Source organism: Nocardia sp. NPDC059228, assembly GCF_042754245.1.
Classification (GTDB): Bacteria; Actinomycetota; Actinomycetes; order Mycobacteriales; family Mycobacteriaceae; genus Nocardia.
Genome location: NZ_JBHZAL010000034.1, coordinates 1 through 15160, shown reverse-complemented (window position 1 = coordinate 15160; position 15160 = coordinate 1). Strand labels below are relative to the sequence as shown.

The window sequence follows — 15160 nt, the reverse complement described above, 5'->3', positions numbered from 1 at the left end:
CGCGGACGCCATGTCAGAACCCACCGCACCGCCCGATAAACCCGCACTACCCGGCGGGCCGGTCCAACCCGGCGGAAGAGGGGCCGGGCCGCCCCAACTGTTGCTGCCGGCCGCGCTTTCCGATCGGCTGAGTCCTGCCCGCTCCACGGCGGTGGCCGCGCGGACGGGCATTGCCCTCGGCGTCGGCGTCACCATCCTTTTCGTGACCGGCCTGATCAGCCACCTGATCCAGCATCCGCCGGACTGGTTCTGGTGGCCCGCGCATCCGGTGTGGCTGTACCGGCTCACACAGGGCACGCATGTGACGGTCGGGGTCATGATGATCCCCCTGCTGCTGGTGAAGTTCTGGTCGGTGTATCCGCGGTTCTTCATCAAACCGGCGCTGCGGCGGGGACTTCCGGACGCGCTGGAGCGGCTGTCGGTGGCGGTGCTCATCGGCGCGGTGCTGTTCGAGATCGTGACCGGGCTGTTCAATACCGCGCAGTTCTACCCGTGGAAGTTCTTCTTCACCACCACGCATCACGCCATGGCGTACGTGGCCCTCGGTGCGGTCCTGGTGCATCTGGCGGTGAAGCTTCCCGTTGTTCGGCAAGCGCTTTCGCGGCAGATCGACGACCCTGTCCCGGATGCCGAACAGGCCGGAGAATCCGAACGTGCGCGGCCTGGTGTTTCGCGGCGCGCGGTGCTCGCCGCGGCCGGGCTGGGCACGGTCGTGGCGGGCCTGGCGGTGGCGGGCCAGTCGATCCCGTTCCTGCGCTGGGTCTCCCTGCTCGCGCCACGCAGTGGCGAAGGCCCGCAGGGTGTTCCGATCAACCGGACTGCCACAGCCGCTGGAGTCACCGAGACAGCCCGCTCACCGCAGTACGCGCTGACGGTGAAAGTCGGTGGCCGCGAACACAGTTTCTCCCGCGCCGACCTGGAGGCCCTGCCACAGGCCGACAGCGCACTGCCCATCGCCTGCGTCGAGGGCTGGAGCGCGCAGGGCCACTGGTCCGGTGTCCGCCTGCGCGACCTGCTGGCCCAGGTAGGCGAATACGGGGGTGGCGATGTACGTTTCGTGTCCCTGGAGACGACCGGCATCTACGGTTCGTCCGTCCTGCCCCAGACCCACGTGGTGGATGCCGCCACGCTGATCGCCCTGCGCCTCAATGGCGAAGACCTGACCCTCGACCACGGCTACCCCTGCCGCCTCATCGCACCCAGCCGCCCGGGCGTCCTGCAGACCAAATGGCTGAAATCGATCGAGGAACTGTCATGACGATCACCCGAACCCTGCTGGGCGCGCTGGGCATCGGTCTGGCCGCGTACGGCGTCGAACTGCTGCTGAAGATGAGCACTCCCGACCTGCGCTCCGTCGCCGTCTGGTTCATCGGCGTCATCCTCGCTGAGAACCTGGTCTTCGGCCCAGCCGCGGCCCTCGCCGGCGCGCTCGGCCGCCTCGTGCTCCCCGCCCGCTGGTGGCCCGCCTATGCCGTGGGCGCGTTCATCAGCCTGGCCCTGATCCTCATCGCCGTCCCGGTGTTCGGCCGTGAGGGCGCGGTCCCGGGCAACGCCACCATCCTCAACCGTGACTACACGGTCGGCCTGCTGGTCGCGCTCGCCGTGGTGTGGGCTGGGGTGGCCGCCTACCTGCTGTTCACCGCCCGGCGGTGGTCAGCAGCGGCAGCCGGACCTCGAACCGCGCACCGTCGGAACGATTCTGCGCGGTGATGTCCCCATGGTGCGCCGCCACCAGCCCGGCGGCAATGGCCAACCCCATGCCGCTGCTGCTGCCGAGTTCGGCCGCGCCGGGGGAGCGGGCGGAGCTGCCGCGGTACGCGACCTCGAAGATGCGCGGCAGATCGGCCTCGGAGATGCCGGGCCCGGTGTCGTCGACCCGGGTCCAGGCGTGCCCGGCGTCGGCGCCCGCCGAGATGTCGATGCGCCCGCCGGGCGGGGTGTGCGCGATGGCATTGGCGACCAGGTTGGTCAGCACCCGGCCCAGCGCCCGATCGCTGCCCGCCACCACGATCTTGTCCTCGGGTTGCGTTGCGGCCAGGGTGATCCGGGCGCGTTCGGCCGTCGGCCGGTTGGCCGCCAGCACCTCGTCGATGAGCTCGCGCAGATCGACCGGCTCCAGCTGCAGCCGCAGCGCCCCCGAATTGATCTTGGACATCTCGAACAGGTCGTCCACCATCGCGGAGAGCCGATTCGTCTCGCGCACAATCTGGTCCGCGTACCGCTGCACATCCTCCGGACGCGACACCACCCCGTCCTGCAGCGCCTCGCCCATGGCGCGAATCCCCGCCAGCGGGGTGCGCAGATCGTGGCTGACCCAGGCCACCAGCTCGCGCCGCGACCGTTCCGCCGCGCGCTCCTGCTCCAGCATCTCGCGCTCCCACACCGTGGCGCGGGCCTGCTCGCGGCCGAGCAGAATCGCCGCGGGCACCGTGACCGCGGTGACGACGGCCAATACCACTGCCGTGCGCTCGAATTCGGCCCCGAACATGAGCCCGCTCACCGCCACCACCCCGCACAGTGTGGCCAGCGTCGGAATCAGCACCAGCACGGCCATGCTCGTGGTCATCGCGCGATTGCGGGTGTAGCGCAGCAGCAGTGCGCCGATCACCACCACCGGCAGCGTGCCGGCCAGCGCGTACCCGATCAGCCCGGGCGTATCAGTCGGCACCGGACACCTCCTCGGTTCCTGGATCGGTGCCGAGATCGGCGCGGCCCCAGGCATATCCGCGACCCCACACCGTCTCGATCCGATGTGCGGCGCCCAGTTTGGCGCGCAACCGCTTCACGTGCACGGTGACCGTGGACAGGTCGCCGAAGTTCCAGCCCCACACCTCGGCCAGCAACTCCTGCCGGCTGAAGACGCGCCGCTGATGCGCCAGCAGGAAGGCCAGCAGATCGAATTCGCGCGCGGTCAATTCGACCGGTATCCCACCGGCCACCACGGTCCGCGCCGCCCGGTTCAACTCCACCCCGTCCCCGCGCAGCACCTCGTCGGCCACCGGCTGCGGATGCGTGCGCCGCAGCACCGACGCCACCCGCAGCGCCAGCTCGCGCGGACTGAACGGCTTGGTCACATAGTCGTCCGCCCCCGCCTGCAGCCCGACCACCCGATCGTCCTCCTCGCCGAGCGCGGTCAGCAGAATGATCGGCGTCTCCGGATGCGCCCCCGCCCGCACGGCCCGCGTCAGATCGATCCCATCCGGCGGCGGCATCATCACATCCAGCACCGCCAGATCGATCTCGTTCCGGGCCAACACGGCTGCGGTCGCCGGCCCGTCCGCGGTCTCGACCACCTCGAGCCCGTCCCGCTCCAGATACCGCCGCACCACCTCGCGCACCACCGGATCGTCATCCGCCACCAGAATCCGCATCCCCCCACCCTAGGCGGCGTCGAACCGCGAATCACCTGGTCCGAGCCATTTCCGCAGTCGCTGTCACAGTTTCGTCACCACCGGTGACCGGCTCGAGCGCTCCTGCGGACCTACCGTCGAACCATGGACGCCGCAGCCGACAGGATCGGCGGCGATCCGGCGCGAGTGCTGCGGCGGGCTCGGGAACTGCTCGCACCCGACGGCGTCGCGATCGTCGAATTCGCCCCGGCCGGAACAGGTTCGATCGTGCGCCCCGCCCACTCGAACCGCGCGACGGCGCCCGGAACCCCCTGCGATGGGCGCGGGCGGGCATCGATTGCCCCCCGAGCCGGCCGCGGCCGCCGAGCTCCGCGTGGTCGCCTCGGTCACGGTCTCGGGACGGCCGATCTCCTGGCCGGCGCGGTGCTGAGCGCGCGGGGGGCGCGGAATCGGCGGGCGGGCGCGGGCGGCTCTACGCTCTGGACGTGACCAGCGACATGTCCGGCCCGGCCGGCGAGGTCGAAGCGGAAGGCGGACAGGTCCGGGCCTCGACCCTGGAACTGTTCTTCGACCTCGTCTTCGTCTTCACCATCACCCAGCTCACCCACGCCTTCACCCACCATCCCGGCTGGTCCGAGCTGGGGCACGTGGCGCTCATGTTCGCCATCATCTGGTGGATGTACAGCGGGTACGTCTTCCTCACCAATGAAGTCGCCCCGAGCAATTCGTCGCGCCGCACATTCCTGCTCATCGGCATGTTCGGCTTCTTCGTCATCGCCCTCGCGATTCCGAGTGCGTTCCAGGGTTCCGGGCCGGCCTTCGGGCTCGGGTACTTCGTGATCAACACGGTGCACACCGTCATGTTCGCGAGGTCGGGCAGCCGGGGGGCGAGTTCCGCGATCCTGCGTCTCGCGCCGCTCAATGCCGTGTCCGCGGCGCTGGTGCTGGCGGGCGGCATCGCCGAGGGCTGGGTGCGGGCCGCGCTGTGGATGATCGCGGTCGCGGTGCAGGTGGTCTCGCCGTACCTGGCCCGCACCGAGGGATTCGTCATCCGCCCCAGCCATTTCTGCGAACGCCACGGTCTGGTCGTGATCATCGCGCTGGGCGAATCGGTGGTGGCCATCGGCGCGAACCTGACCGGTATGGATCTCACCGTCGGCCTGGTCGCGACCGCCGGCCTCGGCCTCACCCTCGGATATGTGCTGTGGTGGGCCTATTTCGGTTTCGACGACGAGCGCGGCGAGCACCGGCTGCGGGCACTGCGGGGTCAGGCACAGATCCGCACCGCGGTACTCGCCTACGGCTATGCACTGTTCGTGCTGGTGCTCGGCATCATCCTGACCGCGGCCGGCATCTCCATGACCATCGGGCACGGCAATCAGCCCGCGAGTAAGGCCGCGGCACTGGCGCTTTCGGGCGGCGTGGCCCTGTTCCTGCTGGGCCAGTGCCTGTTCCGGCTGGCTCTGGGCATTCCCCGCCCGGGTCTGCGATTCATCGCCGCGATCGCCGTCCTGGCCACCGCGCCGATCGGCATCGCCTGGGTGGCCTGGGGACAGCTCGTGGTCCTGATGCTGGTCGCCTACGGCTTCGTGATCGCCGACGACCTGCTCCGACTCCGGTCCGGGGAGCGCAGCGCGTACCTGCAGGACATCTCGGGGTTCGGGCACCGGATCATTCGCGACGGCGATCGCTAGCCGCGCTCAATCCCGTTGCGGCAGCGCGCAACCGTCGGGACCGCACGCCTCGCCGTCCGCGACGATCTCGAGCTCCGGCGCGTGATCGCTCCAGGCCCGTTCCAGCGCCTGCGCGAACACCTCCGACGGCTGCGCGCCCGACACCCCGTACTTGCGGTCGAGCACGAAGAACGGCACGCCACGCGCGCCCAGCCGGGCGGCCTCGGCCTCATCGGCGCGCACCGCATCGGCGTAGGCCTCGGGATCCGCGAGCACCTCGCGGACGGCGGCCTCGTCGAATCCGGCCGACACCGCGACCCGAACCAGTCGTTCGGCATCTCCGAAAAGCGGCTCCGCCTCGGCGAAGTTGGCCGCGTACAAGGCATCCAGCAGGTGCTCCTGCTTGCCCTGCTCGAGCGCGAAGTGCAGCAGCCGATGCATGTCGAAGCTGTTCCCGAAGTCCCGTCCCGAGGTCAGATAGGGCAGCCCGACCGCCTCGGCCTGCGCCCCGATGCCGCGCTCATTGGCGGCGGCCTGCGCCTCGCTGATGCCGTACTTCTCCGCGATGTGCGGCACCACCGCGTCGCTGTGATCCCGGGGCAGCGTCGGGTCCAGCTCGAAGGACCGGTGCACCACCGACACGGCATCCCGATGCGGGAACGCCTCCAGCGCCTCCTCGAAACGCCGCTTGCCCAAATAGCAGAACGGGCAGTTGATATCGGTCCAGATCTCGACCTGTACGGCCATCACACCTCACACTCCGACGCTGTTTCCGCAGGCCGGAGGGTCCGGCCACCCCTCTGCCAACCGGCGACCGGGCCCGAATGTTCCGCTGTGACCCAGTTCACAATGGCGGGTTGTCACGCTCCGCGGGGCTGTCCTGTCTCATACCCGACCCAGCAGGAACGAGCCCCACGGAGCCGACCATGAACGCCACCACCAACACTCACCGAATCGTCGTCCTCGGCGCCGGGTACACCGGCATGCTGGCCGCCATCCGCCTGGCCCGCCGCACCCGCAGGCTGGACGCCCACATCACACTGGTGAACCCCTCGGAGCGCTTCACCGAGCGGCTGCGCATGCACCAGATCGCCGCCGGGCAGGAACTGGCCGACCACCGCATCCCCGAGCTGCTGGCAGGTTCGGGTGTGGTCTTCCACCGCGCGGCCGCCGTCGCCATCGACGCCGAGGCCCGCGTCGTCACCCTCGACGACGCCACCGATCTGCCCTACGACACCCTGATCTACGCCCTCGGCAGCGCCACCGACACTTCGATCGTGCCCGGCGCCGACCACCACGCCTGGACCCTCAACGACCCGCGCCAGGCCCGCCGCTTCTCGCACCGGCTCACCGAAATCGCCGCTGCCGCAGGCACTGTCACCGTGGTCGGCGGCGGGCTGACCGGTATCGAGGCCGCCACCGAGATCGCCGAATCGCACCCGGGCCTGACCGTCACCCTGATCAGCGCCCAGGAACCCGGACACATGATGGGCGACAAGGCCCGCGCGCACCTCAACCGCGCCCTGGACCGGCTCGGCATCGTCCGCAAGGTCGGTGTGCAGGTTGCCAAGGTGCTGCCCGATGCCGTGCGCCTGACCACCGGCGATCTGATCGCCTCGGACGTGACCCTGTGGACCGCCGGCGTGCAGGTGTCGCCGCTGGCAGCCCGGGCCGGAATCGCCGTGGACGAGCGTGGATCGATCGTCACCGACACCACCCTGCGCTCGGTCTCGCACCCGGAGATCCTGCCCATCGGCGACGCCGCCGCGGTGCGCATGCCCTTCGGCGTCCTGCACGGCACCTGCCAGAGCGGCATGCCCACCGCCGCCTACGCCGCCGACAGCCTGGCCCGCCGGCTGCGCGGAAAGACCGTGAAGCCCTTCCGTTTCGGCTACATCCACCAGCCGGTGAGCCTGGGCCGCAAGGACGCGGTCATTCAGTTCACCAAGGCCGACGACACCCCGCGCCGCTGGTACCTGAAGGGCCGCGCCGCCGTCGTCTACAAGGAGCAGGTCAGCGGTAGCCCGGTGCCGGTGTACAAGATGAGCAGGCACATGAACATGCAGGTGCAGTTCGCCAACGGCGGCCGCGCCACCCGCGCGATCGCGTGCTGAGATCACCGCGCGACCGCGTGCTGAGATCATCGAAACGACCCGAACGTCTCTCCGGTTCGCGTCCGCCCAGGTAGCCGGGATATCGATGCGACATCCCGGCCCGCCGATGGATTCACTTCGCAAGACCCGGTAGGTATGAGTCCCATGCAGGACCACACGCCCGACCAGCCCGTACCCGCTGCCCGGCAGGACGATTCGATCGATCCCTTCGTGGCACACCGCCGGCTGCTGTTCGGCACCGCGTACCAGATGCTCGGCACCGTCACCGACACCGAGGACGTCCTGCAGGACGCCTGGATCAAATGGCACGAGGTGGACCGGGACACGGTCACCCACCCCAAGTCCTATCTGGTCCGCACCGTCACCAATCTGGCGCTCAACCGCCTCACCTCGGCGCGCGCCACCCGCGAGACCTATGTCGGGCCGTGGCTGCCCGAACCCCTGCTCACCAGCACGGCCGACGCCGCAGAGGAGACCGAGATGGCCGACACCGTGTCGACCGCCATGCTGGTCGTCCTCGAAACCCTGAGCCCGGTCGAGCGCGCGGTCTTCGTGCTGCGCGAGGTCTTCGGCTATTCGCATGCCGAGATCGCCGGTTTCCTGGACCGCCCCGAGGCCACCGTCCGCCAGATCTCGCACCGAGCCCGCTCCCATGTGCACTCGCGCCGCCCACGCTTCGACACCGATGTCTCGATCCGCTCGGAGATCACCGAGAAGTTCATGGCCGCGGCCCAGGGCGGAAATGTCAACGCGCTCATGGAACTGCTGGCCCCCGACGTCACGCTGTGGAACGACGGTGGCGGCAAGGTCACGGCCGCCCGCCGTCCGCTCTACGGTCCCGACCATGTGGCTCGCTGGATGCTCGGCGCCATGGCCAAACCGATCAGCGCGGGCATCCGACTCGAATCCGCCTACATCAATGGCGAACTCGGCGTGCTGGCCATGATCGGCGACTACCGTGTGGGTGCTCTGACCTACGACATTCGCGATGGTCACATCGAAAACATTCGCTTCCAGGTGAATCCGGACAAACTGGCCGGTATTCAGCAACAGGGTGGCGGCGGCGAATAGGTCGCCGAATCGGTCGGTCGATAGGAATCCGATGTCGCGGCGATAGCGGCCCCGTACTATTCGGCGCTCGTCGGGGGCATCCGCTCCCGTTTCGACACCGCCATTCTGCAAGGGGTTTCGTAGTGATCGGCTATACCAAGCGCCGTGCGGCGCGACACATTCTGCCCTGGGCCGCCGCGGCCTTCATCGGTGCGAGCAGCGCGCTCGCCGGTCCCGCGGTCGCCGCGCCGGTGCTCCACACCGCCTGCGCTGCCAGCGAATACGAGAACGTGAGCGGCGCCTGCGTGCCACGCCCGGAGCAGTCCCCCACGGCCCCGGACGGGGCCACCGCCCGCTGCAAGGACGGCACCTACAGCTTCAGCCAGCACCGCAGCGGCACCTGCTCGCACCACGGCGGCGTCGCAGCCTGGCTCTGAGCACCGCTTCGGCTCCGGTCACGCGGTAACCGGCCCCGCACGGCCGTCCCGGCACTCCGGGCGGGACGGCCGTGCGGAACAATAGGTCGGCGTGAGTGCCGAAGAGCTTGCCGTCGAACCACTGCGCGCCGCGCGACGCCTGCTCGGCAGCACGCTCTGGTCCGGTCCGGTGGGGCTGCGCATCGTCGAGGCCGAGGCCTATGGGAGCGACCCCGCCGGCCCGTGGACCGACCCGGCCGCCCACTCCGGCCGCGGCCGTACCCCGCGCAACGCGGTCATGTTCGGCCCACCCGGCGTGCTGTACGTCTACTTCAGCTACGGCATGCACACCTGCGTGAACGTCACCACCGGTCCCGACGGCGTCGCCAGCGCCGTCCTCGTCCGGGCCGGGGAGATCATCGCGGGCCACGATCTGGCCCGCACCCGCCGCCCGGCCGCCAAATCCGACGCCGACCTGGCCCGTGGCCCCGGCAATGTCGGCAGCGCCCTCGGAATTCGCCTGGACGACTACGGAACCCACCTCTTCGACCCGGACGCGCCGATTCGCTTGGAACTCGGCCCCGAGATCACCGATCTCGCTGCCGTATCCGCCGGTCCCCGGGTCGGAGTGAGCCTGGCCGCCGATCGCCCGTGGCGGCTGTGGCTGCCGGATTCCCCGGCGGTGTCGACCTACCGCCGCAGCCCGCGCGCTCCCAAGCTGAATCGTTCCGCCTAGTCCGGATCGTCCGCGCGCCGGGCGGGATGCGCCGCACCGGAGTCCGTATCGGCGGGCGGACCGGAGGACTACGGTGGACGAATCGACCGCTCACCCTAGGTGGAATAGCCCATGTTCGAACGGTTCACCGACACTGCCCGCCGCGCCATCGTGCTGGCCCAGGAGGAGGCCCGCCTGCTCGGGCACGACTGGATAGGAACCGAACACCTGCTGATCGGCGTTCTGCACGGCGGTGATCCGATCGCGGGGCAGGCCCTCGCGGACGTGGGCCTGGACCTCTCCGGCCTTCGCGAACGGGTCAACCAGGCGGTCGGCGTCCAGGAGAGCGGTGCCCCCGCCGGGCACATTCCCTTCACCCCCCGCTCGAAGAAGGTGCTGGAGATGTCGCTGCGCGAGGCAATGCGCCTGCAGCACAACTACATCGGCCCCGAACACCTGCTGCTGGCCCTGGTCTCCGAGGGCTCCGGCGTGGCCTCGCAGGTCCTCATCAGCGAGGGCGCCACGACCGACGATCTCCGCGACCGGATCGACGCCCGCATGGCCGCGAGCCCCGGCCCGACCGGCGTGCCCTCGGCCGAAGCCGAACTCCGCCGGCGCATCACCGAACTCGAACACCGGGTGGCCGAACTGGAGCGTCGCCTGGACGGTCCCGGCACCGGGACCGTCCTCGGCGACATCATCGGGTAGCTCCGGCTACACGCTCAGCGGTACCGCCCGGGCGGCTCGCTCCCCGGCCGCCAGCACTGCGGAAACCGCGGCGCGGGCGGAGGTTTCACCGGTGCCGAAGGCCCAGGCCACGTCACCGTCCGTCCGGTACTCCAGGTAGGCGACGGCCGGATCGACTCCGGCGCGGTCAACGCTCTGATGCGTCACCGACAACACCTCGACCGAGAACCCACGCCGGCCCAGCAGACCGATGGCGTCCTCGACCGTCGCGTCGGCGGGGATCCCCGAATCGGCCGGGCCCCCTGCATAGGTCGCGGTGAACAGCTCCCACAGCGTCCGCGCCGACACCTCGGTCCCGGTCCGGTCGGTGTGGTGCTGCACGTGGCGGGCGAAGTCGATCTGCAGGCGGCGCGGCAACTCCAGGCCGCACTCGGTCTCCAGCAGGTATGCGATTCCGCCCTTGCCGGACTGCGAATTGACCCGGATCACCGCGTCGTAGGAGCGGCCGACGTCGGCGGGATCAATGGGCAGATACGGTACCTCCCAGGCGATTTCACGTTCGGGCTGCCCCAGCCGGGCCGCCCGCTCGCGATGCTCGGCGAACCCCTTCTTGATCGCGTCCTGATGCGTCCCCGAATACGCCGTGTACACCAGATCACCGGCGTAGGGATGGCGTTCGTGCACCGGCAGCCGGGTGCAGTACTCCACGGTCCGCCGCACCTGGTCGATATCGGAGAAATCGACCATCGGATCCACGCCCTGCGCATGCAGATTCAACGCCAGCGTCGCCAGATCCACATTGCCCGTGCGCTCCCCATTGCCGAACACGCAGCCCTCGACCCGCTGCGCCCCGGCCAGCACCGCCAACTCCGCGCACGCGATCCCGGTGCCGCGGTCATTGTGCGGATGCACCGACAGGATCACGCTGTCGCGGCGCGCCAGGTTCCGATGCATGTATTCGATCTGATCGGCATACACATTCGGCGTCGCCACCTCGACCGTCGCGGGCAGATTCAGGGTTACCGGCCGCTGGGGCGTGGCGTCCCACAGGGTCGTCATGCGGTCGCAGACCTCCAGCACGAAATCCGGTTCGGTCAGCATGAACACCTCGGGCGAGAACTGGAACCGAACATTCGGCATGTCGCCGGCCAGTTCCAGCACATCGCGCCCGCCGGCCGCGATCAGCTCGGCCAGCTCGTCACGGGTCTTGCCCAGCACCACATTCCGCCAGGCCGGCGCGGTGGCGGTGTACATGTGGATGACTACATCATTGGGAATGCCGCGTACCGATTCCACGGTCCGCTCGATCAGATCCCGGCGCGCGGGGGTGAAGACGACGATGGTGACGTCCTCGGGAGCCAGCCGCTCGGCCCCGATCAACCGCACGAAATCGAAGTCGGTCTGCGAGGCGCTGGGATAGCCGACCTCGATCTCCTTGTAGCCCATGGCCACCAGCAGTTCGAAGAACCGCCGCTTGCGGTCGGGATCCATCGGCTCGGCCAGTGCCTGATTGCCGTCGCGCAGATCCACCGGCACCCACAGCGGTGCGGTCGCGATCCGGTTGGCGGGCCAGGAACGTTCGGTCAGCGGCACCGAAACCCGTTGGTACACATCGCGATACCGATGCGAGGGCATGACGGACGGCTGCTGACGATTCCAGCTCGGGGGAGTGCTCACGGGAGGTTCGCTTTCGCGTCGGAGGAGGTGACCGGCGCAGCACAGCGAGCCCGCTAGCGGGGTGCCGGTCGGTCAGACCCCGCCGCGGCGGTGAAGGAGAAGCAGGGCACCCAGAAGCATGTGGACTAGACTAGAGGGGATTCACTCCTCAGACAAGTAGAGAGGCCGAGCAATAGTGGCGCAGGTACAGAGGCATCCGCTCGCCGCCCAGGCCGCCGAGGTCCTGCTCTCGCGAATTCGTGCGGGGGAGTGGCAGCTGGGCCACCGCCTCCCCGGCGAGACCACGCTCGCCGCCCAGCTCGGCGTCGGCCGCTCGACGCTCCGCGAGGCGATTCGCGAACTCGCGGGTAAGGGCGTGCTCGAAAGCCGCCAGGGCGCGGGCGTTTTCGTCACCGCCCTGGATGTCGCCGAGGACTGGGACACGGTGCTGCGCCGCTCGGACATCGTCACCGTCATCGAGGCCCGCATCGCCATCGAGGCCGAAGGCGCGGCCCTGGCCGCCCGCCGCCGCACCCCCGCCGACCTGCGCGCCATGCTCCGCGCCCTGGCCGCCCGCGCCGAAAGCGGCGACTCCGTCGAGGGATTGGTCGACGCCGACACCGCCTTCCACCGCACGGTCGTGGCCGCCGCCCACAACGACATCCTGCTCGAGCTGTTCAATGCCTTCGTCCCGCGCTCACGCCACGCCATGATCGACATGCTCCGGATCCGCCCCATGCGCGATCCGGCCACCGATCACGACGCGCACGAGCATCTCTACGACGCCATCCGTGCCCGCGATCCCGAGGCCGCCGCCACCGCCAGCCGCGTCCACCTGACCGCGCTCGAGGCCGCTTTCGAGCCCTAGTCGAAAAAATCCTCCCGAGCGGCGATGAGTTTCCGCGGCGGCCCCCGTCCTAGTGAGCAAGCGAGTTCCACACCGAACCGACAAGCCCCGGAAGGACATTCGACATGACCGCCATCGCCGCCACCCCGACCGTCGCCATCACCGCCACCCCGAGCAAGCTCCGCAACCGCGTGCTGTGGACCCTGCAGATCGTGCTCGGCCTGTTCTTCATCGTCGCCTCCGGCCTGCCGAAGTTCGCGGGCCAGGCCGACGCCGTCCGCGTCTTCCATCAGATCGGCTGGGGCGACTGGTTCCGCTACTTCACCGGCCTGGTCGAGGTCTCCGGCGGCATCGGCCTGCTGGTCGCCCGCCTGAACGGTCCCGCCGCCGCGGGCCTGTCCATCACCATGGTGTGCGCCGCCGCCACCCAGGCCTTCGTCCTCGGCTCCCCGGCCCTGGCGGTCTTCCCGCTCATCCTGGTCGGCGTCTTCGCCTGGATCGCCTACGAGCGCCGCGCCTCCTTCTCCACCTTCACCAACCTGGTGAAGTGACCCCGGAAAATCGCTCGACCCGCAGCCCGTCGCCGATCACACTCGGCGACGGGCCTACGGGCGTCTCCGGCGGTTCGACTCGCTGATCAGCGGATCGGCCCGGGCTTGTGCCGATCCGCCCCGACGCTCAACCCTCTGCAACCTCGATATCGACGTGCGGAAAGATGGACGGCGTGAGCGGCGACATCATCGATGAACTGACCTGGCGCGGGTTGATCGCGCAGTCCACCGACCTGGACGCCCTGCGTGCGGCCGCGGCCAAGGGCCCGATCACCCTCTATGCCGGATTCGACCCGACCGCGGCCAGCCTGCACGCCGGACACCTGGTTCCCCTGCTGGCACTCGAGCGCTTCCAGCGCGCCGGCCACCGCCCGATCGTGCTGGCCGGTGGCGCGACCGGTCTCATCGGCGACCCCCGCGACGTCGGCGAGCGCACCATGAACTCCACCGACACCGTCGCCGAATGGGCCGGCCGCATCCGCTCCCAGCTCGAGCGTTTCGTCGATCTGGACGGCCCGAACGCGGCGATCATCGCCAACAACATGGACTGGACCGGGTCGCTGAGCACGGTCTCGTTCCTGCGGGACATCGGCAAGCACTTCTCGGTGAACGTCATGCTGGCCCGCGACACCGTCAAGCGCCGGCTGGAGTCGGACGGCATGTCCTACACCGAGTTCAGCTACATGCTGTTGCAGGCCAACGACTTCCTGCAGCTGCGCCGCGAATACGGCTGCACGCTGCAGGTCGGCGGCTCCGACCAGTGGGGCAACATCATCGCGGGCGTGGAGCTCAACCGTCGGGTCGACGGCGAGCACGTGCACGCCCTCACCGTCCCGCTGGTGACCTCGGCCGACGGCAAGAAGTTCGGCAAGTCCACCGGCGGCGGCAGTCTCTGGCTGGACCCGGAGATGACCAGCCCCTACGCCTGGTACCAGTACTTCGTGAACACCGCCGATGCCGACGTGGTCCGCTACCTGCGCTGGTTCACCTTCCTCTCCCGCGAGGAACTCGACGAGCTCGAGAAGGCGACCGCCGAGCGCCCCTTCGCCCGTGAGGCCCAGAAGCGGCTGGCCGCCGAGATGACCACGCTCGTGCACGGCGAGGCGAACACCCGTGCGGTGCAGCTGGCCAGCCAGGCCCTGTTCGGCCGCGGCGATCTGCGCGAGCTCGACGAGTCGACGCTGTCGGCGGCCCTGGCCGAATCCGCGGTCGACGGCAAGGTCGCCGAGGCGACCGGAACCTCCACCATCGTGGATCTGCTGGTCGACTCGGGTCTGTGCGAGGGCCGCAGTGCGGCCCGTCGCGCGGTCAACGAGGGCGGCGCCGCCGTGAACAACGAGAAGGTCTCCGATCCGGAGTGGACCCCGTCCGACGCCGACTACCTGCACGGACGCTGGCTGGTGCTGCGTCGCGGCAAGAAGAACTTCGCCGGCGTGCGCCGGGTGGCCGGCTGACCGGTTCGCCGATACCGAAACAAGATCGAAATGACCTGGGTCACAAAGCAGTGGCCCAGGTCGCCGATCGCCCCGGTCAGCGGCCCGTTTACCAGCGCAAACGACTCCGCGACCAGCGGATTTGACCTCGCGTTATCCGCCGCGTAACTTAGTCCAGGTCAGAGCGACACGGACACCGACCGGGACCGAAACGCCCAGCTCAGAGGCTGGAAATCATCGGTAGCGGATACGAGGTTGGACGAGGAGCGCCGGACATGAACACGCCAGCCAGATAATTGGCCCTTGACTCTGCGGAGTCTCGCGGCTAGGCTGGAAAAGTTGCCTCGCAGGACATCCAATCAACTTTGGATCGATTGCTTGTGCGTGTGTTCTTTGAGAACTCAATAGTGTGTCGATGAATGTCAGTGCCAAATATTTAAATTTGGTTCCGGCCTCACACCCCCCGTGTGATGGGGTCGGACATTTAAGTCAGCTAATTTCCGGCTGGCGTTTTTATCGCTAGGTTTTCGGACTCTGCGAACATTCTTCTGATTCGCCCTTCGGGGTTGATCGAGAGTCTTCAACGGAGAGTTTGATCCTGGCTCAGGACGAACGCTAGCGGCGTGCTTAACACATGCAAGTCGAGCGGTAAGGCCCTTCGGGGTACA

At 69.0% G+C, this 15160-nt stretch carries 16 protein-coding genes and 1 rRNA gene; 13 read left to right on the top strand and 4 right to left on the bottom strand.

Going from position 1 to position 15160, the window contains the following annotated elements; genetic code table 11:
* The first annotated feature begins 10 nt into the window (after positions 1-10).
* Both ACFXKA_RS34720 and ACFXKA_RS34715 read left to right on the top strand, forming a co-directional pair.
* Positions 11-1258 (top strand): molybdopterin-dependent oxidoreductase, encoded by a 1248-nt coding sequence (locus tag ACFXKA_RS34720; RefSeq protein ID WP_379430541.1) that lies wholly within the window; start codon positions 11-13, stop codon positions 1256-1258.
* A complete protein-coding gene (locus ACFXKA_RS34715; protein ID WP_379430540.1) occupies positions 1255-1710 on the top strand; it encodes a hypothetical protein in 456 nt (151 codons plus the stop codon). The genes ACFXKA_RS34720 and ACFXKA_RS34715 overlap by 4 nt, the downstream gene beginning before the upstream one ends.
* Here ACFXKA_RS34715 and ACFXKA_RS34710 read toward each other — a convergent pair.
* Positions 1637-2668, bottom strand: coding sequence for a HAMP domain-containing sensor histidine kinase (locus tag ACFXKA_RS34710; protein ID WP_354848399.1), 1032 nt, complete (start codon positions 2666-2668; stop codon positions 1637-1639). The genes ACFXKA_RS34715 and ACFXKA_RS34710 overlap by 74 nt on opposite strands.
* Positions 2658-3371 (bottom strand): response regulator transcription factor, encoded by a 714-nt coding sequence (locus ACFXKA_RS34705; RefSeq protein ID WP_354848396.1) that lies wholly within the window; start codon positions 3369-3371, stop codon positions 2658-2660. The genes ACFXKA_RS34710 and ACFXKA_RS34705 overlap by 11 nt, the downstream gene beginning before the upstream one ends.
* A gap of 123 nt (positions 3372-3494) precedes the next feature.
* Between ACFXKA_RS34705 and ACFXKA_RS34700 the strand changes: the two genes are divergently transcribed.
* Positions 3495-3839: a hypothetical protein gene (locus tag ACFXKA_RS34700; RefSeq protein ID WP_379430539.1), complete on the top strand. Its 345-nt coding sequence runs from the start codon at positions 3495-3497 to the stop codon at positions 3837-3839.
* On the top strand, positions 3836-5044 hold the full coding sequence (locus ACFXKA_RS34695; RefSeq protein WP_379430538.1) for a low temperature requirement protein A: 1209 nt from the start codon (positions 3836-3838) through the stop codon (positions 5042-5044). The genes ACFXKA_RS34700 and ACFXKA_RS34695 overlap by 4 nt, the downstream gene beginning before the upstream one ends.
* Positions 5045-5050: 6 nt before the next feature.
* On the opposite strand, the gene ACFXKA_RS34690 is transcribed toward ACFXKA_RS34695, so the two are convergent.
* A complete protein-coding gene (locus tag ACFXKA_RS34690) occupies positions 5051-5770 on the bottom strand; it encodes a DsbA family oxidoreductase (protein WP_379430537.1) in 720 nt (239 codons plus the stop codon).
* A gap of 179 nt (positions 5771-5949) precedes the next feature.
* On the opposite strand from ACFXKA_RS34690, the gene ACFXKA_RS34685 reads away from it, so the two are divergent.
* From ACFXKA_RS34685 to ACFXKA_RS34665, 5 genes are all read left to right on the top strand, one after another.
* The gene (locus ACFXKA_RS34685; RefSeq protein WP_379430536.1) at positions 5950-7137 is read left to right on the top strand and encodes an NAD(P)/FAD-dependent oxidoreductase; all 1188 of its coding nucleotides are present in this window, start codon (positions 5950-5952) and stop codon (positions 7135-7137) included.
* A 144-nt stretch (positions 7138-7281) separates the two neighbouring features.
* Positions 7282-8208: an RNA polymerase sigma-70 factor gene (locus ACFXKA_RS34680; protein WP_379430535.1), complete on the top strand. Its 927-nt coding sequence runs from the start codon at positions 7282-7284 to the stop codon at positions 8206-8208.
* Positions 8209-8330: 122 nt separating this feature from the next.
* Positions 8331-8624: a DUF3761 domain-containing protein gene (locus ACFXKA_RS34675; protein WP_354848381.1), complete on the top strand. Its 294-nt coding sequence runs from the start codon at positions 8331-8333 to the stop codon at positions 8622-8624.
* Between the two features lie 91 nt (positions 8625-8715).
* The gene (locus ACFXKA_RS34670) at positions 8716-9339 is read left to right on the top strand and encodes a DNA-3-methyladenine glycosylase (RefSeq protein ID WP_379430533.1); all 624 of its coding nucleotides are present in this window, start codon (positions 8716-8718) and stop codon (positions 9337-9339) included.
* 111 nt (positions 9340-9450) lie between these two features.
* Positions 9451-10026 carry a Clp protease N-terminal domain-containing protein gene (locus ACFXKA_RS34665; RefSeq protein WP_379430532.1) on the top strand — a complete coding sequence of 192 codons (576 nt, stop codon included), beginning with the start codon at positions 9451-9453 and terminating at the stop codon, positions 10024-10026.
* 6 nt (positions 10027-10032) lie between these two features.
* On the opposite strand, the gene ACFXKA_RS34660 is transcribed toward ACFXKA_RS34665, so the two are convergent.
* The gene (locus ACFXKA_RS34660; protein WP_379430585.1) at positions 10033-11640 is read right to left on the bottom strand and encodes a 2-isopropylmalate synthase; all 1608 of its coding nucleotides are present in this window, start codon (positions 11638-11640) and stop codon (positions 10033-10035) included.
* Between the two features lie 214 nt (positions 11641-11854).
* Between ACFXKA_RS34660 and ACFXKA_RS34655 the strand changes: the two genes are divergently transcribed.
* The 4 genes from ACFXKA_RS34655 to ACFXKA_RS34640 form a co-directional block, all read left to right on the top strand.
* Complete coding sequence (locus ACFXKA_RS34655; protein WP_379430584.1) at positions 11855-12529, top strand: FadR/GntR family transcriptional regulator; 675 nt, start codon at positions 11855-11857, stop codon at positions 12527-12529.
* 104 nt (positions 12530-12633) lie between these two features.
* Positions 12634-13059, top strand: coding sequence for a DoxX family protein (locus tag ACFXKA_RS34650; RefSeq protein WP_354848373.1), 426 nt, complete (start codon positions 12634-12636; stop codon positions 13057-13059).
* Between the two features lie 164 nt (positions 13060-13223).
* Positions 13224-14513: a tyrosine--tRNA ligase gene (tyrS, locus tag ACFXKA_RS34645; RefSeq protein ID WP_379430531.1), complete on the top strand. Its 1290-nt coding sequence runs from the start codon at positions 13224-13226 to the stop codon at positions 14511-14513.
* A gap of 559 nt (positions 14514-15072) precedes the next feature.
* Positions 15073-15160, top strand: a 16S ribosomal RNA gene (locus tag ACFXKA_RS34640); the annotation flags it as partial.